Below are 25363 nucleotides of genomic sequence, written 5' to 3'. Positions count from 1 at the left end.
TAGTAATAACATCCGTGAAACTACGTACAGAATAAGTTTCACTATTTTTCGCGATTGTGTTTCAGCTTGACTCTCCCGGAGGGGAATAAATGAAAACGAAAATTTTAGCCTTATCGTTGACACTTGCAGCGAGCTTACTCGTTGCCTGCGGTGGCGGTGGCGATGCCCGCAGTCCAGACCGTCCAGGACTCACCATTGACCCAACTACCTTACGCATGGAGTTTGTAGATAATATTTCCACGCTACCGGGCACAGGCAACGGTAGTAGGATTTCAGTACGAATGCTCGCCCTTCGCACCGACGGCATCGAAAAAAATGTGGGTCCTGAGCTAGTAATAACCGATCAAGTTAATTGGCAGCTAAGCTCGAATCTTGGCTCTCCTAAAAAAGCAGAGCTTGATGTCAATACTGACGGCTCCCCAAAATTCAGAAACGCCGGAAGAGATGGCAAAGTTCAGGATATTCTGAATCGCGTGCAGATGAGCACTAATGACGCAACAATAAATGCTACCGTCACAGCCACCTTTACTCAATCAGGCAAGACCTACACCGCTAGTAATGCCCCTTTGTCGTTCACAATTGTACCCCCAATCGCCGATGGCTCTCCAAAAATCGTTGGTAAACCAGAAATCCTTCTCGATCCACTTACCGGCGATAGCAAAGTCGAAAACTACAAATTAGTTCAGTACTTTACTAATGCACCAACACCAGAGAACATAACGGATACGGTTTACATTTGTAGCCTCAATACTAACTTAGCTACTGTTTCGCAGCAGCAGCCAGTGGCCAAAAACGCTTCCGTACCGGTCACCTTCATTAACCCATTTAGCTCCAACGGCAATAACACCGAGCGTACAGTGAAACTATTTGCCGTTGATAAAGCAGTCGGCGGTTGCGATGGTGCAACGCCCGACGGCAATGGCGTTCGTGAGCTAGAGGTCAAGCTAAAACCAGCTACCTTCACTAAAGTAGACATCTGCGCTGTAATAAACCCTGGCCCTGAAGCCTGTGGCGACGATGGTGTCCTTAATGAAGGTTTAATCAGCAGCTGTAAAGGCCTAAACTCGGCCGCCATATCCGTGCCGGCAGAACAACGCTTACAGTTGGTAGGGCGTAAAACTTTCAATGACCAAAATAACCCTGAAAAAACTATCCTACGATTCCAATGCAGCGACGATAGTCGTGATGTCTGGAGCATCGAGAGCGGCGATCTAATTTACAGCAGCCAAGACGGCGCGCCCAAGCTAGACTCGGTTGGAGGCTTTGCCACCACCGTAGACCGCCAAACTTATGAGCAACTGAAAGCACTTGGAGGCGACGCGCTAAAAAGTGTTGTGAAAGGCAACTTCGGTAACAATGTACCAGAGCTCACCGACACCCTTGAGCTAAACTTAGTTAGCGCCCGTGTTGAAGGTTTAAAAATTGAGCGTATTGATGGCCAAAACAACGACACTAACGGCCCAGATACACTGTATATAAATAGTTTCTTGGACGGCATTGAATACCGCGCACTCTGTAAATTCAAAGACGTCGGTGCATTTGAAGCCTGCCCCAACGGGCTAGTTAAATGGACCTTTAGCAATCCCGTCACCGCACTACCCGTACCAGACAACACCGTAAACACCACCCTCACCGCGCAAGAAAACGCAATTGCAGGCGATTTCGACCTAACGCTAACTTACACAGGCGGTGATGAGCCATTTAGTGTACAGCGCATTATTAATGCCGTTGATCCAGGCGAGTTCAAAGAATTGCGCATGTTCATGGTCCCCAATGACAATGAGCCTGAAACGCTTAAAGTCGACGAATTTGCTTGCGTCGGCCGCGATGACTTAATTACAACTCTTGAAGACGGTGAGCAATTTGTACGTGGCGGACAGCAGTTCGAAGCCTACGCACTGTTTGAGGATATCGGCGGCGGCAACGAAACCACGCCCCAAGCGTGGCTAGACGATCCCAATAGCGCTGAATCTAAACTTGTTCGGGTTACCAATGAGAGCAAAGTCCGATTTTCAGCTATACCGGGCTTCTGGAGTGGTGACTATCAAGACCCCGCAGGTTGCCAAACAGCCGTTATTGACGCGGTGCCTCTTCAGGACATTACCGACGCAACAGGTGGCGCCGTGCTCACGCCGGCCACCGCCGCTGCCAGTTTCGACGAAAACAAGAAAGGTCGCTTAAAAGCAAATGGCCTGCTTCGCCTTAGCACCGTGTGCGTTCAAGCGGAAGTCGATACCACTAATGATGTCCCACCAACTAAGTCGGTGGACGGCTCAACAATACTTGTACTGCCGGTCACTGACGACGACCTGTTTAACTTCTCAAACGACCTATGTGAAATACTTGAGCCCGTCCTTACTTTGGGCTCAATTCCAGGCGCAGGCTTCGAGACTCCAGGGATTTTACTGCCAGTTATCTATGGGGTAAGCCTTGTAGCTGATCCATTGCTAGCCACCCTAATCAGTAATGATGACGGAGGGGTCATCCCCGCCGAGGCAATTATAGAAGCGCTAATAACCGGTAATTTCACTGGGCTCAGCCCAGACGCACCCGACTTAGGCGTGGGCCTTGGTACACTCACCAGTTTGCTATTGGGTGGCTCAGACCCCGTACCTGGTCTTGGTGCACTGGTTGATGTTGTTGACGCCTGCTTGCTAGACCCTGTTACCTCTGTGGTCGGCACCCTACTCGGCGGCATCCTCGGCCTTGATCAGGAGGCGTTCTCGGAGTTTGGCAATATCACCTTTGATGAATGCACTAATCTTTTCGACGGTTTAGCACCGTAATATAAAAGGAAGAAGCGCGGCCTACGGGTCGCGCTTTGCCATTGAGTAGTTATTCTAGGAGAATACTAAATGAACTTGCGTACTCTTGCGCTGATAGTAGCCGCAACCGCACTCTCTACACCGGTGCTAGCCGATATAAACGACGAAGACTCCGTGTTTGATAACCGCTGGCGCATGCACGGCATGCTAGGTTCTACAATCGCCGATCAAAGTGACTTCGATTCAGGGAATGAAGGCAAAATTGGTATTGGTAAGCCAATTAGCTCCTACGTTATGTTCGATACTCACATTAACTACGGTGAGTTTAAAAACTCCAAAAACGACACCTATAGTCGTACCGCTGGTGGCGTAGACTTACTATACTTCCCGCGCGGCGCGTTCATGTTAGATGCCGATCCAGTTCAGCCCTATTTAGGTATTGGCCTGACATACCATGAAGTTGAGTACGAAGCACCGGGCATTACGGCCAGTCAATCAGACTACGGTAGTGACGCGATCGCCGGTTTTACTTATGAACTGGATACTGTCGCCATACGCGGCGAGGTGCGCTACCAGCTAGACTCTATTAAACGTCAAGCACCGTTATTTCCAGATGACGACAACTTCTATACCTACGCATTATTAATTGGTATATCAGTGCCGTTTGGCGACAAACCACTGCCCTATAACTATGACTCTGACGGCGATGGCGTGCCAGACCGTTTAGACAAATGCCCAAATACACCGCGTGGCACACCGGTTGATTCTACCGGCTGCCCACTCGATAGCGACAATGACGGCATACCAAACTTCCGTGACCAGTGCCCCAATACACCACCAGGTGCACGAGTTAACGTAAATGGTTGCTCTATTGACGACGATGGTGACGGCGTACCAAACGATATTGACCAGTGCCCGAACACCCCACGCGGCGTGCCTGTAAATGCGCAAGGCTGCCCATTGGATAGCGACGGCGACGGCGTACCAGATAAGATCGATCAATGTCCTGGCACACTGCCTGGTTTGAAAGTGAACTCACGCGGCTGTGTTATTTCACAAACCGTTGAGCTGACTGGCGTGCATTTTGAGTTCAATAAATCGCGCTTGATGCTGGATTCACAAACCATTCTACGCAAGGTCGCGGAATCACTCGCAAACGAACCTGACGTCAGTATTATAATTATGGGCCACACCGACTCTGTCGGCAGTGATGCTTATAATCAGAAACTGTCGCAAGAGCGCGCGCAGTCAGTGGTGAATTACTTGGCTACCCAAGGCATTTCACCTTCGCGTCAAACAGCGAAAGGCTACGGTGAAAGTAAGCCAGTAGCTGACAACAACACTGACGAAGGCCGTGAGCGCAATCGTCGCGTTGAGCTACAGGTTATCAGCCCGAACAAATAAGGCTAATAGACTGTAAAAAGGGCGGTTTTTACCGCCCTTTTTTACGCCCCTAATTTCTTAGCTCGACACGCCTTAATTCAACCTAGCTACTCAATATCAGTAAATAAATCCAGCTGTTGCTCTGCAACGCCCTCAATTGAATTAGCACTCTCTTCATTACTCGCAAAGCGCACTCCGATGCCAATCAGGCGCAAAGGCGACGCCATCCTAACCCAGGCTTCCTCGAGTAATTGTTCAAATAGCACACTCGTTAAGTCGCCCTCATATCGCCTATCAATTGTCGTTTGGCGAAAGTCATCAGATTTTAACTTTACAAAAGCACCACTAAATTTCTTGTCGCCAAGCCGGAGCAGTCTTGTTTCAAGCTCAAGTAATAGCGGAGCGACTCGGCTCTTCGCCGCGTCGACTCCGACAACATCCTGCGCAAAGGTTGTTTCGACACTGAGCGATTTTCGCTCTCGATGCGGCTTTACTGCGCGCTCATCAATACCTCGGGCATAATCGAACAACTGATGGCCAAATTTACCGAACAAGCCAAGCAACTCATCCAAGGATTTTTGTCGTAGATCGGCACAAGAAAAAATGGCCTCTGCCGCCATCCGAGCTGACATGACCTTTCCCACACCGTGAATTTTTTTTACGGGCAAGCTCAGTACAAACTCATCAACCTGCGAGGGCGTTATCACCGTTAGTCCATCCGGCTTATCCCAATCACTGGCCACTTTGGCTAAAAACTTGTTCGGAGCCACCCCCGCCGAAATCGTGATCCCAACCTCGTCACGAACCTGTTGACGTATCGCCTCCGCAATGCGCGTTGCACTGCCCTGAAACGCATCACAATCGCTCACATCCAAGTAAGCTTCGTCTAAGGATAGGGGTTCAATTTGCTCGGTATATCGGCTAAAAATGGCACGTATTTGTAAAGCAACTTCGCGGTACTTGTCCATGCGGGGTGTGAGAACGATCAAATCTGGGCAGCGTCGCAAGGCGCTGGCAGTTGGCATCGCAGAATGAATACCGAATGCTCGCGCTTCATAGTTACAAGTGGCGACTACGCCTCGGCGCTCTGCCGCTCCGCCAACGGCAACTGGACGACCTTTTAAGCTGGGGTCATCTCGCAACTCCACCGAAGCATAAAAGCAATCGCAGTCGCAGTGAATAATTTTACGCAAAAACCACCACCCATTACACACGCACTTATAGCTGTATAAAAGCACAGTAAAATAGCAAATACCATCACGGAAGTCACCCGTGATTATGCGCTATACTAGCGGCATTGTTGGCAATCTGGATCGTTGAAAATGGCAATTGGCAGTTGGACACCCGAGAATGAAAAAAGCGCACTCTCAATAGATTTACAATGGCTGCAACGCTGCATTGCGATTAGCCGCGAAGACCGCCTAGAAGAATTGCCTGCGCCGTTTACCGATGAAGAACAGCAACGCTATGGCGTGTTTATGCGAGTGAGCCAAGATCAGTGGCAACAGGCAGCGGTAGAACTTAGCAATGACGATATTCTAGCGCTGATACGCTTTTTTACCCGCGCAGAAAAACTCATTAGCGGCTGGGATGCCGGCAAAGAGTCCCCGGCGATATGGCTAACTAAAGTACTGCGTAAGCGGGGTGAAAAACTGGACCGTGATATGCTCCTATGGATTCGCAACAATACCGACAATCGCTTTATTCCCAACGGTGGTCTTTAATAGCCTCCCCCGATAATAAACTTATTTATCGGGGCTCTTATTAACAAAACCAGCCAATTGTTCCGCACTAGCTTCTTGCTGAAATTCAGTCTTCCACTGAGAATAAGGCATACCATACACACGCTCTCGCGCCGCTTCGTAATCGATACTCATAGATTCTTGCTCTGCAGCAGCGACATACCATTTCGATAGGCAGTTGCGGCAAAAACCGGCTAGATTCATCAGATCAATATTTTGAACGTCCTTGCGCTCGTCCAAATGTGCCAACAGACGCCGAAATACCGCCGCTTCTATCGCATCAGTTTGTACTTTATCCATCGTTCATCTCCATATATCAAAGTTTCACTGTGTATTATCGCAAAGTTTGCTATGTTATGACTGTTACAAGTAGTGAAGTTCGTCGATTAATCATCATAAATACGTTTACCGAGGCTCGCTGATATGACAAATAAGAAAATGGATCCCGTTGCATTGATCCGCAAGGAAATTGAATCTCTAGAATCCAAGGTTGAACAGCTGCGAGATCGCTTAATGGCCGATGCCAATAAAGCAATCGACAAGGCAAAAGCTCAAGCCGAACGCGCCCGTGAAAAATTAAAATCCGAACAAGAAAAGCTTGGTGATTTACAGAAAAAAGCCAAAGCCAAAATGGACAGTCGAATTCAGAAACAAGTAGATCGGGCCCACTCAGCAGTAAATGGCGCGAAAGAGCTCGAGCTAGATGCCAAAGCCGTCATGATTATGGCGAAAAACCAACTGGCTGAACTAAAGAGCGACTATCAACGTGCCAAAGCGTTAGCAAAGGCAGCACAAGATGCCGCGAAAAGTTTCGATAGCAAAACAAAGGCGGCCCCCAAAAAAGCCGCAGCTAAAAAGGCACCGGTGAAGAAGGCCGCTGCCAAAAAAGCTCCAGTGAAAAAAGCTCCGGCCAAGAAAGCACCAGCGAAAAAGGTTGCTGTTAAAAAAGCGCCCGCTAAGAAAGCCGCAGCTAAAAAGGCCCCCGCAGCAAAAGCCGCCACCAAAAGTAGCTAAATTTCGCGATTAACGTGAAACACGTGTGAGTTGCAAAGCCAATCTGCAACTCACACTTACTCTCCAGCCAACGTCACCACACTATTCAGTATTAATTGAATAAGCTGGGGCTGCCTAGTTACCCCTGTTTTCGAAAATACTGCCCGAAGATGCGACTTAGCAGTGTTGCGCGACACCCCTAAACTAATTGCAGCCTCATCTAAACTTAAGCCATTCACCAGCCTGATCGCTAAACGCGCTTCAGCGGGGGTCAAGCCAAATAGCGCAATGAGGACATCACTTGTGGCCTGCCGCGGCGCCATCGGGTCGCTCAAAAATACCGCTACGGCGGGCGCGGACTCACCACTGCGATCACTGAGCGGCAGTGGCCGTAACAGTAAATTTAGTCCCTGCAATTGCCCTACTTCGGCGATTCGAAAAGCCTTAACGCAACCGGCTAGCTGCTGATGATGTGCAGAAACAACCTCGCTCAGCAAACTCTTGAACGCCTTTTGCTCGTGAACACTCTCCAGCTTCAAACACCCCTGACGCAAAATTAAACCCCGAGCACTATCAATTAACCGCCTAGCGACTGGATTCGTGCTCACTACATTACCTAGTGCATCTAGTGTCACAATTCCGACTGCCAGCTGATCGAAGGTATCAGCATACAAACTTCGCTCAGTCTCAGAATCCCGAAGCCGAGCATGTATTTGTATAGCTTGCCGCAAATGCGGCAGTAGCTGCCTACACAGGGCCTTCTCTCTGTCGCCAAAATTATCAGTGCCTGCTGGCCTTGTAACACGTAAACGTGCCAGCAAACCTTCCTCACACCAAAGATCCGCACCCAAAATATGCATCACATTGCTTGGCTGTAGGTAGCTACGAAAATATTCAGACTGCTGAAAATCCTCAGTGGCAAGGAATTCCGCAATGGTCACGACTTCACCATCGGGTAAATTGACAAAGGGATCGAGGGCAAAATAAGTCTGGTTGTATGCCTGGTAAACTCCGGGGGAAAATACAACTGAATTTAAAACTACGCCTTGTTCACGCACACTGGGAGGACGCAAAAGCAAGGTCGCAAAATTGCCGTCTAGGAGAGCTCTTAGTTCACCCAGAAATTGCTGCCATGGTGGCGATTCCAACAAGCCGTGGTAAATCGAATGAATTACCGCATCGGTCTGCGAAGAAAGCTCTAGATCAGCCATAAGGTGCGCGGGCCACGTTGTAAAATGTGACCCGATTCTAAAGCCTCTCCGTTCCGAATTCACTACCCCTTGCTAAACGAAACATCTAGTACTCCTTCAACATGATATTGAAGGAGCACTAGTGGGGTAAATATTCTCCACCATTTACATCAAGAGCGGCGCCAGTCACTGCGCAGGCATAGTCGGAACCGAGAAATATCGCTGCTTTGGCGCAGTCGGCGTCGTCTGGAATATGGCCTAGAGGAATATTTTTTGAGACTGCCGCTACCTGTTGCTCAACACTTGGGCCACCTGCATCGGCGTTCATTTGTAAATACCCCTCAACTGCTGGCCCCCACATCCACCCCATATACGCAGAATTCACGCGAATATTATAGCCACCAAGCTCTAGTGCTAGATGTGAGGTTGCGCTCGCCAATGCAGCTTTCGATGCGCCGTAGCCACCTTGGGTATGTAAAGGTTTGCGGGTAACCATAGTGTTAATCATGACAATCGCACCGCCGCCCTGCTTTTTCATTTGCGGGATGGTTTCGAGCGTTAAGGCCATTGTGCCAAATAAGTTAACGTCCATTGCGGCACGCCAACTGTCCAAATTCGCAGATTCAATCGGGCCAAATTCCCCTGGATTGTAGGCACTGTTAAAAAGCACATCGATACGACCAAAGCGGGAGATGGTTTTTTCAACTAAAGCTGCGCACTGCTGTCGATCACTGATATCAGTAGCAACTTTTAATACTTCGGTATTTAAACCTAAGGCCATGATCTCTGCCTCAGCCTCGTCTAGCTTACTTGCGGTACGCGCGCACATGGCCACGACAGCCCCTTGCTTCGCTGCTTCTACCGCTAACTCCTGACCCAGCCCAGGCCCAATACCCGATACAATGACTACCTTGCCTTGTAAAAGCATAATTTAACCCTGCTATTTAAAATTATTAGGAAAACAGAGTATATCTTAGCGGAGTGACCGAGAACGGGCACCACCCATTCGGACGGTGTTTTTAAGTGGCATTGCGGGCTGGAAATAGCAATTTTTTCTTGGCTAGCGCACATCGTGATGCTCTGCAAAGTGAGCAATGCTTTAGCGGCAGTAATCAATTGCCAAGATGGCTATGTAAGATCAATAACTTTACGCATATTTTGTGAGATTGTCGTAGCAATTTGCTTCGCACGCTCTGTTTTTGGACCGCTGAAATCACGATCGGCAACGTAGATAAAATAACCTAACCATTGCGTAAAGTCGTCAGCTAACAAAGCCTGTTTGGCGTTCAACTCTCGGTGAATATTCATTGTGTGACGATGGTAGTCATTTTTACCTAATAACAGTTTTTCCCAGTACGCCCTTATGCGTGGAAAATGCTCGCGAATATCGATATTAGCAACGTCAGTAAATATCGGTGCCAAGCGATCATCGTTCAACAAACATTCATAGAAGGCCTCGACGAACGCGGCGATATGCTCGGGTGTATCGAGATCTGGCTTTCTATTTTGCGGACTATGTGAAGACATGATACTAGCTAGATTCTGTCATTGAGCTGAGCGAGCAAGATTGACGTGTCAATATTGCTCGCAGGTGACGACTATCGTTTCTTTCTTTCCGACTTGGCTTTAGCAAAACGCATAACGCGCTGCTTTCGTTCTACTTGCCTTTTGGTAAGCTCATTCTTCTTACCTTCAAAGGGATTTTCAGAGGTTTTGAATTCAATTTTAATCGGCGTACCCATCATCTTTAATTCGCGCCGGAAGGTCTTTTCCAAATAGCGGGTGTAGCTGCTCGGTACTTTCTCGGTCTGGTTACCGTGAATCACAATAATGGGTGGATTCTGTCCACCGGGATGCGCGTAACGAAGCTTGATACGCCTGCCGTTAATCATTGGCGGCGAATGATCATGCACCGCGCCCTCTAATATCGTTGTTAACATCCGAGTCTGCAACTGACGAGTCGCTGACTCATAGGCCTTTTCGACCGACTCGTAAAGGTGACCAACACCTGTGCCGTGAAGTGCAGAAATAAAGTGAATTTCGGCAAAATCGATAAACTGTAAACGCCGGTCCAATTCTTTTTTAATCTTGTCCTTTTGATCAGCGGTAAGGCCATCCCATTTATTAATGCCCACGACCACAGCGCGCCCAGAGTCGACTACTTGGCCCAAGAGATGTAGGTCTTGATCAACAATGCTCTCACGGCCATCCATAACCAAAATGACCACGTTGGCGTCTTCAATCGCTTTCAGGGTTTTTACAATTGAGAATTTTTCTACGGCTTCAGAGATATGCTTACGCTTACGAATCCCAGCGGTGTCGATAAGGGTATACGCTTCACCCTCTCGCTCGTAATTTATATATACGCTGTCGCGAGTTGTGCCTGGCTGGTCGTAAACAACAACGCGATCTTCTCCCAGCATTCGATTCACCAGGGTCGATTTACCTACATTAGGACGCCCCACCACGGCAATTTTCTTTCCGGTTGCCAGCGCGGCCTGCTTGTCCTCCGCCTCCTGAGGGAATTGCGCGAGCACATCATCCATCAAGGAGCGCACGCCCTTACCTTGGGTCGCCGTTAATGGATAAATTTTTGCGGCGCCGGTTTTGTAGAACTCGGCCTTTGCCACTTCCGCGTCGGTGCCATCAACCTTGTTTGCGACGAAAAACACCGGTTTTGAGCAACTGCGAATATGCTTGATTAAGCCCTCATCCGCCGGCATGAGACCGGCTCGCGCATCTAACATAAGCAAGACAGCATCGGCTTCATCGATAGCTTGTTTAGATTGCTGCGCCATTGGACCGTCAATGCCAACTTCATCGCCATTAATACCGCCGGTATCAATAACAATATAGCGGCGATTACCATGACTGGCTTCGCCGTATTTGCGGTCGCGCGTTAATCCAGGGAAATTCGCCACCAAAGCGTCGCGGCTTTTGGTAAGCCGGTTGAACAGAGTTGATTTACCGACATTGGGTCGGCCTACCAAGGCAATAACAGGAACCATAATTCTATTTAACTCTGATCAGCACTCGGCCGAATAACAATATGTTTACTTAACGGTCTTGCAGTTTGTACGCGATTAGCTCGCCACTATTGCCGTAGACGTAGAGCAGTTTTCCATCAGCCGTCATCGGCGCGCGAAGACCATCACCGTCGACTTTAGTGCGCGCAAGCAAATGGCCATCGTCCCGCGCCAACATGTGCAAATATCCTTCAAAATCGCCAACCCCAATGGCGCCCTCGAAGGCGACAGGCTCGGTCAGTTCACGGCGCGCTAAAACGGTTTGCGTCCACAGTGCGCCTTGCCCGTTGTCGTCGATAGCGTTTACGCTACCATCTGAGGTCACTACAAATACCTTACCCAAATTATCTGTCGCGCCGACGTAGCTAGAGGTATCCTTCACCCACAATGGGCGTCCGCTACGAATATCGATCGCCATGACTTGTCCCTGGTAGCCGGTAGCGACGACGGTCTGACCGTCTTCCATTACCAACAAACGACCATCAACATCAACTAAACGCTCAATTTCAGTACTGCCCTGCGGCACGGAAATACGCTGTTCCCATAGTTCACTTCCGTTATCGATATCAAACGCAATAACGCGACCGTTCGCAAATCCGATCATCGCGATATCGCCAACTACTTTAGGAGTGCTCGTGCCGCGCAAGGTCAAGCGTGGAACTTGAGATGCGTAGCTCCACAGCAATTTACCATCGTCAAAATTAAGCCCCTGCACTTCACCGGCATAGGTTTGCACGACAACGACGCTGCCGTTACTTTGCGGCGCAGCCAAAACTTCGCTGTTTACCGGTACGCGCCAGACGATATCACCGGAGATACGATCAATCGCGACAACCTCGCCATCAGACGTACCAATGAACAGCAGCGTTCCAGAGACGCCCACACCACCGGCAATTCTAAGATCGTAGGATTTTTTCCAAACCTTCTTACCGCTGGACTTTTTCAGAGCGGCCATTTTACCGTTGGACGAAGCGATAAAAATCTCATCTCCATCAATCACCGGGGTTATACGATGGTATGCCTCAGCTTGACCGTCACCCAATGAATAGGACCACACTTCTTTGAGCTTTTTTTCTGCTTTGAAGTCAGTCAATTTAGCCGGCTCACGACTAGTAGGGTCGGAGGCGCAGGCCACCATCATCGCACTTGCCAGCAATATACTGACCGCAGAAATAAACCGCATTACTTCGCCCCCTCTACAGCAGTCTTGGCTGCAGATAAGTCATTAATTTTCATTTCTAACATTGCATTATTAACCGGTGCTTCCTGCGTGCGAGCCAAGGATCTAGCACGCTGGTATGCTGCCAAGGCAGCTGCCTTATCGCCCTGTGCAAACGCAACATCACCTTCAAGTTCCGCCGCCTCTGCCGCATAACCCGTGCTGGCTAGTCCGCTCAAATAAGCAGTCGCTTTGCCGTATTCTTTTTGCGAATACAGTACCTGCGCTAAACGAATTTCAGTTTGCGCCTTTATCTGCGCACTCGGGCCCTGTTTTAAAACCCATTCGAGCTCAGCCGTTGCCGCCGCATAATCGCCGCTTTTTACCGCGTATTTCGCTTTAAACAAGGCAGCGAATTGGCCGTAACTCAGGCTCGCAAAGCGGTCTTTCAATGTGTCAGCCAAATGCTGAGCCGTACTTAAACTACTGCCATCGCGCTGCACGGCGGCGTCAGCTATCAACAAATTATCAAATAATGCTGAGGCTTCGCCTGCTTGCGTTTCCTGATGCCCCTGCCAGCCCCTCCAACCAAATACAATGGCCAACGCGAGCGCGATACCAAAGACGGTGGACTTTCCATTTTCTTGCCACCATCTTTTAATGGCTTCGATTTGTTCTTCTTCTGTGCGATACGTTTCCACTAAACTTCCTCTCCGACTTGTCCGGTCGCGTTTAAAAATGATTCTTAGAAATATGGTTAACCAGTTCCGCCAATGCGACTAACTGCTGCTCACCCTGCCCAGCGCGAAGTGGTTTAACCGCCGCTTCGCCGCCTTGCAATTCATCTTCTCCCAATACCACCGCCAGTGAAGCGCCTGATTTATCCGCTTTCTTAAACTGACTTTTAAAGCTGCCGCCACCGCAATTAATCAGCACTTTTACCGACGGCATGGCATCGCGTAATTGTTCTGCAATTTGCAAAGCCGCAATGTCCGCTTTTTCACCCACTGACACAATAAAAATATCAGCTTGAGGCTGAATTTCAGGTGCGACATTTAAGGTTTCAAGCATCAGTACCAAGCGCTCAATACCCATTGCAAAACCAACGGCTGGGGTAGCCTTGCCTCCCAGCTGCTCAACTAAACCATCGTAGCGACCACCGGCGCACACCGTGCCCTGTGCACCTAAGCTATCGGTAGTCCATTCAAACACTGTTAAACCGTAATAATCTAGGCCTCTCACTAACTGAGGGTTCAATGTATAAGGAATACCCACAGCGTCTAAGCGTGCGCACAATCCCTCAAAGTGGCTGCGCGAAATGTCATCTAGATAGTCACTTAGTACCGGTGCAGCGACTAGCAGTTCCCGAGTTTTAGGATCTTTGCTATCGAGTACCCGAAGTGGATTAGTTTCTAAGCGCCGCTTGCTGTCTTCATCTAGCTCATCTTGAAAGCCGCGCAAGTAGTCAACCAGCGCCTGGCGGTAATTGGCGCGCGACTCGGCATTACCGATGCTGTTTAACTCAAGAGTCAGCGCATCACTAATACCAAGTTCTCGCCACAAACGAGCTGTCAGCAAGATAAGCTCTGCGTCTATGTCTGGACCAACCATCCCAAAGGTTTCAACACCAATTTGATGAAATTGGCGCAGCCGGCCTTTTTGTGGACGTTCGTGGCGGAACATCGGGCCGGTATACCATAAACGCTGAATCTGATTATGCAGCAAACCGTTTTGATCACATGCGCGAACACAGCTCGCCGTACCCTCTGGACGCAAGGTCAAACTGTCGCCGTTGCGATCGTCAAAGGTATACATTTCTTTTTCTACAATATCAGTGACTTCACCGATAGATCGCTTGAAAAGCTCGGTGTGCTCAACAATCGGAAAACGAATTTCACTATAACCATAACGAGCAAGTACATCGCGCACGCGCGCTTCCACATACTGCCAAACCGGCGTTTCGGTGGGCAGAATATCATTCATACCGCGAATTGATTGAATACGTGCCAAAACTATTCCCTATCGACCAAATTTATGAATAAAAGCGCCAAAACATGGCTTAGCTGCGCGCTATAAGGTCTTTGTCTTGTTCTTGTTTAAGAGCGACCTTTTCGCGAATTAACTTTTCAAGATGGTCGATCAATACATCGTTCTTTACTTTGTGATCTGGCTTGCCGCCCACATACACTAAATTATTCGGCGTACCGCCAGTGAGGCCAATCTCCGCCTCTTTTGCTTCACCTGGGCCGTTTACAATGCAGCCGATTACCGCAACGTCCAGTGGCGTGGTCACGTCGTCAAGTCGTGACTCCAATTCATTCATGGTGCTAATCACATCGAAATTCTGCCGAGAGCAACTCGGGCAAGCAATGAAATTAATGCCCTTGGTACGCAGCTTGAGACTCTTTAATATCTCATAGCCAACTTTCACTTCCTCTACTGGGTCTGCCGCCAATGAAACGCGGATCGTGTCACCGATACCGTCCATTAGCAGTAATCCTAAGCCCACCGCCGACTTAACCGTGCCGCCTCGCAGACCACCCGCCTCGGTGATACCAAGGTGCAAAGGCTGCTCTATCTGAGATGCAATCTGCCGATAAGCCGCCACCGCCATAAACACATCGGAGGCCTTCACACTTAATTTAAAATCTTGAAAATTCAGCTTATCGAGAATATCGATATGGCGCATAGCAGACTCGACCAAGGCCTCAGGCGTCGGCTCACCGTATTTACGTTGCAGTTCCTTTTCTAAGGAGCCCGCGTTAACACCGATTCGAATCGGAACATTGTGAAATTTCGCGGCATCGATAACCTCACGGACTTTTACTTCACGGCCGATATTACCCGGATTTATCCGCAAGCAATCGACACCGTACTCCAATACTTTCAGCGCAATTTTATGGTCAAAATGAATATCAGCAACTAGTGGCACAGACACTTGTTTACGGATCTCACGAAATGCTTCCGCGGCCTCCATACTGGGAACCGAGACACGCACAATATCAGCACACGCCGCCTCTAAACGCCGGATCTGCGCGACAGTTGCAGCGACGTCACAGGTTTCTGTGTTTGTCATACTTTGTACAGATATTGGCGCATCACCGCCAACAGCTACATTACCGATATGAATCTGCCGAGATACTCGGCGTTTTATCGGAGATGCCATTTTCATAATTCACCTACTTGTACACGCACCACGTTACTCTTTGCCAATTCTTTTAGCTCAACCAAACGCTCATTGTAATACATCGACACCGCAGGCCAGTATGCTGTACTAAACGTGACCGGGCCCTGCAACTTGAATTGCAAAACCTCGCCCTTTTTCTGCACACCACTTACCACCACACTGTTGTAAGCGTCACGTAACTCTAACCACACATCCTCAGTGAGCTTGAAGGAAAGCTCGGCAATTTCACCTACAACTACCGGCACATCAACTTCTTCGGGTTTAACTGGCTCGCCTCCCAATAGCGATTCACCGAGCGACGGCGACTTCCGCAACACCGGTAGTACCGGTAGCTGTTGCTCTAAAACAACAACGGATAGCGCTTTTTTTTCCGGACCGGAAAATATCCAATAGGACAACGACCAAATTAACAGCGCCACAATTAGCGCCAAAATAAAACCCGCGTGGCCAGGCGCCTGAACCTTACCGGGGACTTGAACATGGCTTCGCTGGTTGCTCTGCTCTTCACGACGGCAAATCCGATCGCAGTCGCTCAATAAAGGTGCTTCATCCAAGCCCATGTACCGCGCGTAACTTTTTATGTAACCGCGCGCAAATAGCGGTGAATTGAAACGGGAGTAATCGTTTTCTTCTATCGCCTCGACATAGCTATTTAATAAATTCAGTGCTTCGGCAGTTTCGAGCACCGACTTACCCGCGCTTATGCGCGCTTCGTGTAATACTGATCCCGGCGGCCCGGGGTAACTATTCTTTGGTCCCGGCATATTAAATCCTTAGCGGCTACCCTGCTGTTTTTGTTTCATATACGCTTTATACAGCAGGTATTCCTCAGATTTTGGATACAAATTTTTCAAGGCCAAGGCAAAACTAGCATGCGAATTTTTGTCATCAAACTTGTCTGCCAAGCGAATACCCAACCACAGCGCCGCGGCATTTTGGCTTGGATTTTTGCTTAGGTAGGCATCGTAAAAACGCTGCGCATCCGCAAATCGTTCCATACGGAAATACACTTCTGCCAATGACATGAGTACCGCCGCATCGTCACCCTGCATCAGGAAAGCACGCTTGAACGCGTCTTCGGCTTTAGTTAACTCATTTAATTGCAAATAACAGCGACCCAGATTGACAAAAGCTTCAACACGACGCTCATACAGTAGCTCTTGCACTACAACTTCAAGCTGCGTCGCCGCTTCCGCATAGCGTCCGCGAGCATACAAAAAGGCTGCATAATTATTGCGTACCCTAGAGGCTGTTGGTGCCGCGCTAATTGATCGCAAATAATATTGTTCAGCTAACTCAAGCTCGCCGGTATTCTGAAAAACTAAGGCTAATGCCTCTAAAGTTTCGGGGTTATTTTTGTCTTCCGCCTCAACATACTGTAAGTGGCGTTTAGCCTGATCCCAATTACCTTGCGCGATATAGCTTCGCGCAAGTTGCAAAGAAGTTTCAAAGGCTTTTTTATCATCTAATTTCGATGCGAAGCCGCCGCTTTTGGTTGTCACGCAAGCAGACAATAACAACGAAGAGATGAGCATTACCGATATCAGGGGTAATACCTTGATGCCTTTTATTCTTAACAACGACATGCAGTATGCTCCCAAAAATTTAGACCAAGCGAATAGGCTGTTCTAACTCCGCCCTTTGGCGATGCCGCTCACTACGCTTGGTACGATCTTGCACTTGCCCTGCTAACTGTCCGCAGGCAGCGTCAATGTCATCACCGCGCGGCGTTCTCACAGTAGTTACATAGCCCGCTTCCGTCAGAGTCAGCCAAAAGCGGTTAATCGCATTTTTGCTGGGGCGCGCGTAATTCGACAAAGAAAAAGGGTTAAACGGGATTAAATTAATTTTACAAGGCAGCTCCCGAAGCACTTCTGCCAATTGTTTAGCGTGCTCGATACCGTCGTTAACGCCTGCGATCAATGTGTACTCAATAGTCACTACACGATGAGTGTCTTCTTGCTTAGCAAGATACCGCTTACACGCCTCAAGTAATTCCGCGATAGGGTATTTCTTGTTAATAGGCACAAGCTGACTACGCAATTCATCATTCGGGGCGTGCAGTGAGATGGCAAGCGACACTGTTGACACGTCACCCAGCTTGTCCAACATTGGCACAACACCTGATGTACTTAAGGTGACACGTCTCTTGGACAGACCGTAGCCGAAATCATCCAGCATCAAGCTCATGGCTTCAACGACGTTGTCAAAATTTAGCAGTGGCTCGCCCATACCCATCATCACGACATTGGTGACAATACGCTTACTACCGGAATTAAATCCGTCAAAGGACTTTATCGCCAACCAGACCTGGCCAATGATTTCAGAGGCGGTCAGGTCCCGCATAAAACCTTGCTTACCGGTTGCGCAAAAGCTGCAATCTAAACTGCAACCAACCTGCGATGACACACACAAGGTTCCGCGCTGGCCATCTGGTATAAGCACCGTTTCAACCAGATTGTTCCCGCCAACTTCAACAGCCCATTTACGAGTGCCGTCGATGGAATCTAATTGTTTAACAATATTGGGCGGACGAATCTCGGCAAGCTCCTGAAGCTTGGCGCGCAAGGGCTTGCCGAGATTGGTCATCTCATCAAAATTGTCGATCCCCGAGTGATGAATCCACTTGAGAATCTGCTGGGCACGAAACGGCTTTTCACCAATAGAAGTGAGGTAAGCTTCCATATTTTTGCGCGACATGCCGAGCAAATTGACTTTGCTCTGCTGAACGACCGCTGTTGGTGCTTCCATTATCGTGCCCTGCAATGAGCGAAAACGTGATTAAACGCGTTCACACAACTCACTGGTAGAAAAGAAGAATGCGATTTCGCGTGCAGCTGACTCTTCTGAATCTGAACCGTGTACCGCGTTAGCGTCGATTGACTCAGCAAAATCTGCGCGAATAGTGCCAGGCGCCGCTTCTTTAGGGTTAGTTGCGCCCATAAGTTCGCGATTCTGTAAAACCGCGCCTTCGCCTTCAAGAACTTGCACAGTAACTGGGCCAGAAGTCATAAAATCAATCAGCGCCGGAAAAAACGGACGACCTTTATGTTCGGCATAGAAACCTTCAGCCTGTTCGCGGCTCAAGCGCAACATTTTTGCAGCGACAATGCGCAGGCCGGCTTTTTCAAAGCGGCTGTAAATTTCGCCAATAACATTTTTGCTAACAGCATCAGGCTTAGCAATGGAAAGGGTGCGTTGAACGCCCATCGGTCTTTCTCCAAAAAGTAAAACAAGAACAATTCGAGCAACAAGATTGCCCGTTACGAAAAATCGTAGAATTATACGCGTATTAATAGCAAATAGGTACGCGAGAGAGAGTATGACAGCGAGTTCTGGGCTGCGTTTCGGAAAACTTCTCCCAGATCTCGCTTTTAGTGTGATCGGACGGCTTGAACAGCGCTCGAAAAGCAAAAACCGCCGAACTAGTCCTGCTCTTCAATCCATGCTGCCTGAATGGCTTCAAGCACCTTTTCACCGCAGCGCTTTGGGTCATCATCAAAATCGTCCAAGCCCATCACCTTGTCTCTTAAGTCTACAAAGTTGATATGAATTGGATCTACTTCTGGGAATTTATCGGCAAGTTCAATACCAATATCTAATACATCAGTCCATTTCAGACTCATTTCGACACACCTTTTTTACAAAGCCCACGGCTTAATGACGTTCAGAAACCATGTTTATCGTGTAGCGCGGCACTTCCACAACTAAATCGGTATCGCCAACCACAGCCTGACAACTCAAACGTGAGTCAGGCTCCAAGCCCCACGCTTTATCGAGCATATCCTCTTCAAGCTCATCCGCTTCATTTAGTGACTGAAAGCCTTCTCGAACAATGATATGACAAGTGGTACATGCGCAGGACTTTTCGCAGGCGTGCTCAATATCGATACCGTTCGCCAACATAACATCACACACCGTTTCACCTGAGGTGGCGTCCAACACGTCGCCGTCCGGGCACAGTGCTTCATGGGGTAGTACTACAATGCGTGGCATGCCCGCTTCCTTAAATTTCATCGACTCGCCGACCGGCGAGTGCTTGGTTAATACTGGCGTCCATACGGCGCTCGGCGAAGACTTCGCTCGCCTTACCGACAATTTCAATATGCTTAGCTATGCTGGCGACCGAACCTTGCTCACGCTCGCGATGCAGAACCTCCATCTTAGCCAACAACTCACGCTGCTCATCTTCGCTCAACATGGCTTCGCCATCCTTAAGCAGTGCCGCAGATAATGCCTGCAGCAGACCCTCGGCCTCGATTTGCTGCTCGCGCAAGGCTCGCGCCTCTTTGTCATCTGCCGCAGAGGCCCATGACTGCTGCAACATATCGGCGATATCGGTATCACTCAAGCCGTAGGCCGGTTTCACTTCGATACGACTTTCAGAGCCCGTGCTTTCCTCTCTAGCGCTCACGCGCAACAGACCGTCGGCATCAACTTGGAACATCACCTTAATCCGCGCCGCACCGGCAACCATCGGCGGAATACCCTGCAACTCAAAGCGCGCCAATGAGCGGCAGTCATCTATCAACTCTCGCTCACCCTGCACAACATGGATAGCCATCGCCGTTTGGCCGTCTTTAAACGTTGTAAACTCCTGCGCCATGGCAACCGGAATAGTGGTATTGCGGTGAATAATTTTCTCAGTGAGCCCGCCCATGGTTTCAATACCAAGGGACAATGGAATGACATCCAGCAGCAGCATTTCGTCGCCGCTGCGATTACCGACCAATTGATCAGCTTGCAGGGCCGCCCCTAGGGCAACCACTTTATCAGGGTCTAAATCGATCAGCGGTTCACGACCAAACCATTCTGCAACCCGCTCCCTAACACGGGGCACCCGAGTTGAGCCGCCCACCATCACCACATTATGAATATCGCCACTGCGCAGCTTGGCATCGCGCACGGCGCGCTTACAGGCGCGGATCGCCTTATCTATCAGCGGATCAACCAAGTCGTTAAACTGCTGCCGACTAAGCGTAGAGCTGATATCCGCCAGGGCCAACTCAACCTCGTTTGCACTAGAAAGCTGCTCTTTTGCCTGCCGCGCTGCGGTCAATAAACTGCGCTGCTGAAACACGTCGAGACTGTCGAGTTTATGCTCAGCAACAAACCACTGTGCCAGCGCGTGATCGAAATCATCGCCCCCTAAGGCTGAGTCGCCGCCAGTAGCGAGCACTTCAAAGACACCCTTAGTGAGCTGCAACACCGAAACATCGAAGGTGCCACCGCCTAAATCAAATACCGCAACGGCAACTTCATCCTGCTGATCAAGCCCATAGGCGACCGCCGCCGCGGTGGGTTCATTTAACAGACGAAGGACGTTCAAGCCGGCGATTCTTGCCGCATCTTTTGTTGCTTGGCGTTGGGCGTCATCAAAATAGGCCGGTACGGTAATGACCACACCAGTCAGCTCTCCACCAAGCGTTTCCTCCGCTCGCTGGCCAAGGGATTTGAGAATTTCCGCTGACACCTGCACCGGTGAAACATCGCCCGCCCGTGTGCGAATTTTAACCATATCCTGCCCTAAATCGAGCAGTTCATACGGTGACAATTTCACACCAGTGACATCCGTCACATCAGCAAAAGAACGCCCCATTAAGCGCTTAATCGACATCAGGGTATTCACAGGGTCACTACTCGCACCCGCCAGCGCTTTCTCTCCGACTTCGATGCTCGCTTCTTCGCCATAAAGCACCACCGACGGCAGCAAATGCGCGCCATCAATATCCGCCAGCGTTTGTGCCGAGCCATTTCTGACCGTGGCCACTAGTGAGTTGGTGGTACCCAGATCAATTCCAACCGCCAGCTTACGCTGGTGCGGCTCGGGGGTTTGTCCTGGTTCTGAAATTTGCATCAACATAAGTGCTGTTTGGGCTCCCGGCGACGATAAGCGCCTTATTTAATAATCTAGCAATTCACTTTCTTTCAATTCCGCTTCACTGCGCAATTTTTCTAAAAACTGCAACTTGGCATAGCTGGCCAAGGACTCGTCGAATTGCTGTTCAAGGTAAGATGCGGAAAATATCGATTTTTGCTGATCTGCCGCGGCGTCTAGGTCGCGATAAAACGCGTCTAATGCCGCCTCTGGGTCGCTGGCACTTTGCAATTCCGACAACTCCTCACGAAGCTGTATCTGCTGCATCAAAAACTCGGGATCGCGAAACGTGGTTGACGACATGTCACTATCCACCCCAGCCAACTTCAGAAGATAAGCCGCACGACGTGTGGGCGAAACCAAGGTTTCATACGCCTCGTTAATTTGCGACGAATATTGCACGGCACGCAAGCGCTCCCGCTCGCTCGCACCTGCGAATCGATCTGGGTGAGCTTCACGCTGAAGCTCGCGATAACGACGACTGAGATCCGCCTGATTGACCTCATAGCTCTGCGGCACAGCCAGCAAAGCGAAGTAATTTTCCCGAGGATTAAATTCTGACATAGGATTATGGCCGGCCGGCGGAGCCGCTAGACGGTGAAACTTTCGCCGCAGCCACACTCAGCCGACACATTGGGGTTATTAAATTTCAGGCCTTCGTTTAGACCTTCTTTCACAAAATCCAATTCGGTGCCATCGAGATATACCATGCTTTTAGGATCGATATAAACCGCTGCGCCGTCACGCTCAAAGACCTGATCTTCGGCCTGCGCTTCGTCAACAAACTCCAGCACATAGGCCATACCGGAGCAGCCAGACGTGCGCACACCGATACGAATACCTAAGCCGCGACCACGACCGTCGATCTGCCGTTTAATGTGGCCTGCCGCCGCGCTACTTACTGAAATTGGCATTTATCTCTCCCCAGCTGCGATTCAGGACGCAGCTTTTTTCTTACGATAATCTGATACCGCTGCTTTGATCGCATCTTCCGCCAACACTGAACAGTGAATTTTCACCGGTGGCAGCGCCAATTCCTGCGCTATTTCAGTGTTTTTAATGAGTTCAGCTTCTTCCAAAGTCTTACCCTTTACCCACTCGGTTAGCAGTGAGCTAGACGCAATCGCAGAACCGCATCCGTAGGTTTTAAACTTGGCGTCTTCGATAATACCCTGCTCATTTACCTTAATTTGCAAGCGCATTACGTCACCGCAAGCAGGCGCACCCACCATGCCGGTACCAATTTCGTCTGCGCCATCGTCAAATTTACCGACGTTGCGCGGATTCTCGTAGTGATCGAGTACTTTTTCGCTATATGCCATGATGTCGTCCTCTCTCTGAGTAGCTTAATGAGCCGCCCATTCAATACTGTCCAAATCTACGCCATCTTTGTACATATCCCACAAAGGTGACAATTCCCTTAACTTATCAACTGCGCCACGAACCTGCTTAATCGCATAATCCACTTCTTCAGGTGTCGTGAAACGCCCGAAAGAAAAGCGCAGCGAGCTGTGTGCTAGCTCGTCATTCAAGCCAAGCGCACGCAGCACGTAAGAAGGCTCTAAGCTGGCCGATGTACACGCCGAACCAGACGATACCGCCAGGTCTTTCAGCGACATAATCAATGACTCGCCTTCAACATACGCAAGGCTGACATTCAGATTGCCCGGCAGGCGCTGTTCAAAATCGCCGTTAATATGCACTTGTTCAATGTCTTTGAGACCATCCCAAAAGCGATTGCGCAATGCCATTGAATGCGCCGCATCTTGGTCCATTTCTTGACGCGCAATTTCACACGCTGCACCCATTCCCACTATTTGATGAGTTGGCAAGGTACCTGAACGCATGCCGCGCTCATGACCACCGCCGTGCATTTGCGCCTCAAGACGAATGCGGGGCTTGCGACTTACGTACAGCGCGCCAATGCCCTTCGGGCCATACATTTTATGTGCAGACATCGACAGCAAATCGACTTTCATCGTCGCCATGTCGATAGTCACTTTGCCGGCGGTTTGCGCCGCATCAACGTGAAAAACAACGCCATTGGCACGACAGACTTCGCCAATGCCTGCGATATCGTTGATGGTGCCGATTTCATTGTTTGCATGCATGATGCTAACCACAACGGTGTCTTCACGCAGTGCAGCAGCAATAGCTTCCGGTGTAATCAGACCTTTATCGGTGGGATCCAAATACGTCACTTCAAAACCTTCGCGCTCGAGCTGACGGCAAGTATCTAGCACCGCTTTATGCTCAATTTTGGAGGTGATGATGTGCTTGCCTTTTTTACTGTAAAAGTGCGCTGCACCTTTGATAGCAAGATTATTTGACTCAGTGGCGCCAGAGGTCCACACGATTTCACGCGGATCGGCATTCAACAGATCGGCAACCTGACGACGGGCATTCTCCACCGCTTCCTCAGCCTTCCAGCCAAATAAATGCGAGCGCGATGCCGGGTTACCAAACACACCCTCGGTAGTCAGACAGGCCATCATTTTCTCTGCAACCCGCGGATCAACCGGGGTGGTTGCGGAGTAATCCAAATAAATCGGCAATTGCATAAACTTATCTCCAAACTCCCGACCTCAGTCGAGAAATACACTAATCTATCGCAGTTAAAGTAATCGACTGCGCACTGCGCGCCCTCTGTAACTGGCGTGCAGAAACATTTTGCACATCGCGCCGCTCAACCAAACTAGCCAAGCTGATGTCGCTTAAAAAATGGTGAATCTGGTCACTTAAATCAGACCACAAATTGTGTGTCAGGCAGGTTTGGCCATCCTGACAATCACTACTACCGGCGCAGCCTGTGGCATCCACTCGCTCATCAACGGCGTCGATTATCTCTGCAACGAAAATCGTTTCGCTAGGCCTACTCAGCCTATAGCCGCCGCCTGGACCTCGAATACTAGATACCAAGTCTTTGCGTCGCAGCTTGGCAAACAGTTGTTCTAAGTACGACAGCGAAATATCTTGTCGCCCCGACACATCAGCTAGGCTAATGGGGCCACGGTCACCGTACAGCGCCAAATCCAACATTGCTGTCACTGCGTAACGCCCTTTTGTCGTTAATCGCATAAGCTCACCTACGTTTTTCCACGCTGCAATTATGCAATAACCTAGCAAAACAGTCAACTTTATATCCGATGCTTTTAGTAGGATATAGCCCAACTTTGGGTCAGGGATTATAGAGAGTCGCCGCCGCTATCACCATCCTTTAGCTTGGCCTTGCGAACCCAATACTGGGTCGACGTAAGAATGCCGCGCAAAATATTCACTTCCATTTCATCTAAGCGAGTGCGCTGATACAAACGCCGCAGTCGCGTCATCAGTTTTTTAGGCGCTTCTGGCCGTAAAAAATTGATATCGCGCAAAGTTTCTTCTAGGTGTACTAAATAGCGCTCTAAATCGTCGGCGCCGGCAACCGGCACATCCCACTCAGCCATCTCATTGCTAGTTAATTCGCCACTAAGCTGCGCCATTCGCAGTTCGTAACTCAACACCTGAACCGCCATCGCAATATTCAGTGAGCTGTAGTCAGGGTTTGCAGGGATATGGACGTGCAAGTTGCAGCGCTGTAATTCTTCATTAGTTAAACCGCGATCTTCGCGGCCAAATACCACAGCGACCTTATGGCTTGCTTCAGCTTCTTTATAAGCCCTTTCCATGCAATGACGCGGATCTAATAGCGGCCAGGGCACCGTGCGCTCACGAGCGCTGGTACCAATAACGAGCTGGCACCCAGATATCGCTTCAGCCAAGGAGTCGCACACCACCGCGGAATCAAGTAAATCGCCAGCGCTTGCTGCACGCCAAGTGGCTTCGTCATGGGGATACTTCTGAGGTTCAACCAGATACAACTGCGACAAGCACATATTTTTCATCGCCCGCGCCACTGCACCAATATTGCCGGGGTGGGAGGTATTCACCAACACGATGCGGATGTTATCTAGGGCAGTGACAGACGAAGATTGCGGGCTCAAATTCTGTGAACTCATAGTAGGGGCTCTTTTTAGGAGCCGCGCATTCTAGCAGAAGCT

27 protein-coding genes are annotated in these 25363 nt (G+C 49.5%); 4 read left to right on the top strand and 23 right to left on the bottom strand.

Translation table 11 applies throughout. The annotated features are described in order from the left end of the window. Positions 1-89: 89 nt before the first annotated feature. Positions 90-2786, top strand: a complete 2697-nt coding sequence (locus tag AAC007_RS02190; RefSeq protein WP_339674432.1) for a hypothetical protein — start codon at positions 90-92, stop codon at positions 2784-2786. 69 nt (positions 2787-2855) lie between these two features. Beyond that, positions 2856-4169 (top strand): OmpA family protein, encoded by a 1314-nt coding sequence (locus AAC007_RS02185; protein WP_296436747.1) that lies wholly within the window; start codon positions 2856-2858, stop codon positions 4167-4169. Positions 4170-4255: 86 nt separating this feature from the next. Here the strand turns inward: AAC007_RS02185 and dinB are convergent, their stop codons facing one another. Then, positions 4256-5341: a DNA polymerase IV gene (gene dinB, locus AAC007_RS02180; RefSeq protein ID WP_296436748.1), complete on the bottom strand. Its 1086-nt coding sequence runs from the start codon at positions 5339-5341 to the stop codon at positions 4256-4258. A gap of 129 nt (positions 5342-5470) precedes the next feature. Here dinB and AAC007_RS02175 point away from each other — a divergent pair, with 129 nt between their 5' ends. Then, a complete protein-coding gene (locus AAC007_RS02175) occupies positions 5471-5872 on the top strand; it encodes a hypothetical protein (protein WP_295877707.1) in 402 nt (133 codons plus the stop codon). Between the two features lie 21 nt (positions 5873-5893). Here AAC007_RS02175 and AAC007_RS02170 read toward each other — a convergent pair whose 3' ends face one another. Then, a complete protein-coding gene (locus tag AAC007_RS02170) occupies positions 5894-6190 on the bottom strand; it encodes a DUF1244 domain-containing protein (RefSeq protein WP_295877708.1) in 297 nt (98 codons plus the stop codon). Positions 6191-6313: 123 nt separating this feature from the next. Here AAC007_RS02170 and AAC007_RS02165 point away from each other — a divergent pair, with 123 nt between their 5' ends. Further along, positions 6314-6904: a hypothetical protein gene (locus tag AAC007_RS02165; RefSeq protein WP_339674431.1), complete on the top strand. Its 591-nt coding sequence runs from the start codon at positions 6314-6316 to the stop codon at positions 6902-6904. A 56-nt stretch (positions 6905-6960) separates the two neighbouring features. On the opposite strand, the gene AAC007_RS02160 is transcribed toward AAC007_RS02165, so the two are convergent. The 21 genes from AAC007_RS02160 to trmJ all read right to left on the bottom strand — a co-directional run bounded on the left by AAC007_RS02160 (position 6961) and on the right by trmJ (position 25321). After that, positions 6961-8094 carry a helix-turn-helix transcriptional regulator gene (locus tag AAC007_RS02160; protein ID WP_295877710.1) on the bottom strand — a complete coding sequence of 378 codons (1134 nt, stop codon included), beginning with the start codon at positions 8092-8094 and terminating at the stop codon, positions 6961-6963. Positions 8095-8212: 118 nt separating this feature from the next. Further along, on the bottom strand, positions 8213-9001 hold the full coding sequence (locus AAC007_RS02155) for an SDR family oxidoreductase (RefSeq protein WP_339674430.1): 789 nt from the start codon (positions 8999-9001) through the stop codon (positions 8213-8215). Positions 9002-9201: 200 nt separating this feature from the next. Then, on the bottom strand, positions 9202-9600 hold the full coding sequence (locus AAC007_RS02150) for a group III truncated hemoglobin (protein WP_339674428.1): 399 nt from the start codon (positions 9598-9600) through the stop codon (positions 9202-9204). A gap of 71 nt (positions 9601-9671) precedes the next feature. Beyond that, a complete protein-coding gene (gene der / locus AAC007_RS02145) occupies positions 9672-11081 on the bottom strand; it encodes a ribosome biogenesis GTPase Der (RefSeq protein ID WP_295877712.1) in 1410 nt (469 codons plus the stop codon). A gap of 49 nt (positions 11082-11130) precedes the next feature. Beyond that, complete coding sequence (gene bamB, locus AAC007_RS02140) at positions 11131-12282, bottom strand: outer membrane protein assembly factor BamB (RefSeq protein WP_339674427.1); 1152 nt, start codon at positions 12280-12282, stop codon at positions 11131-11133. Next, entirely contained in the window at positions 12282-12959 is a 678-nt protein-coding gene (locus AAC007_RS02135; RefSeq protein WP_295877714.1) for a tetratricopeptide repeat protein, read from the bottom strand. The genes bamB and AAC007_RS02135 overlap by 1 nt, the downstream gene beginning before the upstream one ends. Before the next feature lie 31 nt (positions 12960-12990). Then, positions 12991-14268 (bottom strand): histidine--tRNA ligase, encoded by a 1278-nt coding sequence (gene hisS, locus AAC007_RS02130; protein ID WP_339674426.1) that lies wholly within the window; start codon positions 14266-14268, stop codon positions 12991-12993. A 49-nt stretch (positions 14269-14317) separates the two neighbouring features. Beyond that, positions 14318-15430, bottom strand: a complete 1113-nt coding sequence (gene ispG, locus AAC007_RS02125; RefSeq protein ID WP_295877716.1) for a flavodoxin-dependent (E)-4-hydroxy-3-methylbut-2-enyl-diphosphate synthase — start codon at positions 15428-15430, stop codon at positions 14318-14320. Beyond that, entirely contained in the window at positions 15427-16209 is a 783-nt protein-coding gene (locus AAC007_RS02120) for a RodZ domain-containing protein (RefSeq protein ID WP_295877717.1), read from the bottom strand. The genes ispG and AAC007_RS02120 overlap by 4 nt, the downstream gene beginning before the upstream one ends. 9 nt (positions 16210-16218) lie before the next feature. Beyond that, positions 16219-17031: a type IV pilus biogenesis/stability protein PilW gene (gene pilW, locus AAC007_RS02115; protein WP_219044837.1), complete on the bottom strand. Its 813-nt coding sequence runs from the start codon at positions 17029-17031 to the stop codon at positions 16219-16221. Between the two features lie 19 nt (positions 17032-17050). Then, complete coding sequence (gene rlmN / locus AAC007_RS02110; protein ID WP_339674424.1) at positions 17051-18196, bottom strand: 23S rRNA (adenine(2503)-C(2))-methyltransferase RlmN; 1146 nt, start codon at positions 18194-18196, stop codon at positions 17051-17053. 30 nt (positions 18197-18226) lie between these two features. Next, a complete protein-coding gene (gene ndk / locus AAC007_RS02105; RefSeq protein ID WP_219044839.1) occupies positions 18227-18655 on the bottom strand; it encodes a nucleoside-diphosphate kinase in 429 nt (142 codons plus the stop codon). A 215-nt stretch (positions 18656-18870) separates the two neighbouring features. Continuing rightward, positions 18871-19071 (bottom strand): Fe-S cluster assembly protein IscX, encoded by a 201-nt coding sequence (gene iscX, locus AAC007_RS02100; RefSeq protein WP_219044840.1) that lies wholly within the window; start codon positions 19069-19071, stop codon positions 18871-18873. 31 nt (positions 19072-19102) lie between these two features. Beyond that, positions 19103-19441 (bottom strand): ISC system 2Fe-2S type ferredoxin, encoded by a 339-nt coding sequence (gene fdx / locus AAC007_RS02095; RefSeq protein ID WP_339674423.1) that lies wholly within the window; start codon positions 19439-19441, stop codon positions 19103-19105. A 10-nt stretch (positions 19442-19451) separates the two neighbouring features. Beyond that, positions 19452-21302: a Fe-S protein assembly chaperone HscA gene (hscA, locus tag AAC007_RS02090; RefSeq protein ID WP_339674422.1), complete on the bottom strand. Its 1851-nt coding sequence runs from the start codon at positions 21300-21302 to the stop codon at positions 19452-19454. A gap of 45 nt (positions 21303-21347) precedes the next feature. After that, positions 21348-21887, bottom strand: a complete 540-nt coding sequence (hscB, locus tag AAC007_RS02085; RefSeq protein ID WP_339674421.1) for a Fe-S protein assembly co-chaperone HscB — start codon at positions 21885-21887, stop codon at positions 21348-21350. A gap of 26 nt (positions 21888-21913) precedes the next feature. Then, the gene (gene iscA / locus AAC007_RS02080; RefSeq protein ID WP_219044844.1) at positions 21914-22237 is read right to left on the bottom strand and encodes an iron-sulfur cluster assembly protein IscA; all 324 of its coding nucleotides are present in this window, start codon (positions 22235-22237) and stop codon (positions 21914-21916) included. A 21-nt stretch (positions 22238-22258) separates the two neighbouring features. Beyond that, positions 22259-22645, bottom strand: a complete 387-nt coding sequence (gene iscU, locus AAC007_RS02075) for a Fe-S cluster assembly scaffold IscU (RefSeq protein ID WP_219044845.1) — start codon at positions 22643-22645, stop codon at positions 22259-22261. Positions 22646-22669: 24 nt separating this feature from the next. Then, complete coding sequence (locus AAC007_RS02070; RefSeq protein WP_219044846.1) at positions 22670-23884, bottom strand: IscS subfamily cysteine desulfurase; 1215 nt, start codon at positions 23882-23884, stop codon at positions 22670-22672. Between the two features lie 40 nt (positions 23885-23924). Next, positions 23925-24401, bottom strand: a complete 477-nt coding sequence (gene iscR, locus AAC007_RS02065; RefSeq protein WP_219044847.1) for a Fe-S cluster assembly transcriptional regulator IscR — start codon at positions 24399-24401, stop codon at positions 23925-23927. 107 nt (positions 24402-24508) lie between these two features. Beyond that, positions 24509-25321 (bottom strand): tRNA (cytosine(32)/uridine(32)-2'-O)-methyltransferase TrmJ, encoded by an 813-nt coding sequence (trmJ, locus tag AAC007_RS02060; RefSeq protein ID WP_296436755.1) that lies wholly within the window; start codon positions 25319-25321, stop codon positions 24509-24511. Positions 25322-25363 lie beyond the last annotated feature (42 nt).

This window comes from uncultured Zhongshania sp. (assembly GCF_963975605.1).
Taxonomy (GTDB): Bacteria; Pseudomonadota; Gammaproteobacteria; order Pseudomonadales; family Spongiibacteraceae; genus Spongiibacter; species Spongiibacter aquimaris.
The sequence above is the reverse complement of the archived record's forward strand: the minus strand, read 5'-3'. Positions and strand labels throughout refer to the sequence as shown.

Coding starts and splice junctions, on each gene's coding strand:
- AAC007_RS02190 (WP_339674432.1), top strand. CDS start 90: ATGAAAACGAAAATTTTAGCCTTATCGTTGACACTTGCAGCGAGCTTA.
- AAC007_RS02185 (WP_296436747.1), top strand. CDS start 2,856: ATGAACTTGCGTACTCTTGCGCTGATAGTAGCCGCAACCGCACTCTCT.
- AAC007_RS02175 (WP_295877707.1), top strand. CDS start 5,471: ATGGCAATTGGCAGTTGGACACCCGAGAATGAAAAAAGCGCACTCTCA.
- AAC007_RS02170 (WP_295877708.1), bottom strand. CDS start 6,190: ATGGATAAAGTACAAACTGATGCGATAGAAGCGGCGGTATTTCGGCGT.
- AAC007_RS02165 (WP_339674431.1), top strand. CDS start 6,314: ATGACAAATAAGAAAATGGATCCCGTTGCATTGATCCGCAAGGAAATT.
- AAC007_RS02160 (WP_295877710.1), bottom strand. CDS start 8,094: ATGGCTGATCTAGAGCTTTCTTCGCAGACCGATGCGGTAATTCATTCG.
- AAC007_RS02155 (WP_339674430.1), bottom strand. CDS start 9,001: ATGCTTTTACAAGGCAAGGTAGTCATTGTATCGGGTATTGGGCCTGGG.
- AAC007_RS02150 (WP_339674428.1), bottom strand. CDS start 9,600: ATGTCTTCACATAGTCCGCAAAATAGAAAGCCAGATCTCGATACACCC.
- der (WP_295877712.1), bottom strand. CDS start 11,081: ATGGTTCCTGTTATTGCCTTGGTAGGCCGACCCAATGTCGGTAAATCA.
- bamB (WP_339674427.1), bottom strand. CDS start 12,282: ATGCGGTTTATTTCTGCGGTCAGTATATTGCTGGCAAGTGCGATGATG.
- ispG (WP_295877716.1), bottom strand. CDS start 15,430: ATGAAAATGGCATCTCCGATAAAACGCCGAGTATCTCGGCAGATTCAT.
- AAC007_RS02120 (WP_295877717.1), bottom strand. CDS start 16,209: ATGCCGGGACCAAAGAATAGTTACCCCGGGCCGCCGGGATCAGTATTA.
- pilW (WP_219044837.1), bottom strand. CDS start 17,031: ATGTCGTTGTTAAGAATAAAAGGCATCAAGGTATTACCCCTGATATCG.
- rlmN (WP_339674424.1), bottom strand. CDS start 18,196: ATGGAAGCACCAACAGCGGTCGTTCAGCAGAGCAAAGTCAATTTGCTC.
- ndk (WP_219044839.1), bottom strand. CDS start 18,655: ATGGGCGTTCAACGCACCCTTTCCATTGCTAAGCCTGATGCTGTTAGC.
- iscX (WP_219044840.1), bottom strand. CDS start 19,071: ATGAGTCTGAAATGGACTGATGTATTAGATATTGGTATTGAACTTGCC.
- fdx (WP_339674423.1), bottom strand. CDS start 19,441: ATGCCACGCATTGTAGTACTACCCCATGAAGCACTGTGCCCGGACGGC.
- hscA (WP_339674422.1), bottom strand. CDS start 21,302: ATGCAAATTTCAGAACCAGGACAAACCCCCGAGCCGCACCAGCGTAAG.
- hscB (WP_339674421.1), bottom strand. CDS start 21,887: ATGTCAGAATTTAATCCTCGGGAAAATTACTTCGCTTTGCTGGCTGTG.
- iscA (WP_219044844.1), bottom strand. CDS start 22,237: ATGCCAATTTCAGTAAGTAGCGCGGCGGCAGGCCACATTAAACGGCAG.
- iscU (WP_219044845.1), bottom strand. CDS start 22,645: ATGGCATATAGCGAAAAAGTACTCGATCACTACGAGAATCCGCGCAAC.
- AAC007_RS02070 (WP_219044846.1), bottom strand. CDS start 23,884: ATGCAATTGCCGATTTATTTGGATTACTCCGCAACCACCCCGGTTGAT.
- iscR (WP_219044847.1), bottom strand. CDS start 24,401: ATGCGATTAACGACAAAAGGGCGTTACGCAGTGACAGCAATGTTGGAT.
- trmJ (WP_296436755.1), bottom strand. CDS start 25,321: ATGAGTTCACAGAATTTGAGCCCGCAATCTTCGTCTGTCACTGCCCTA.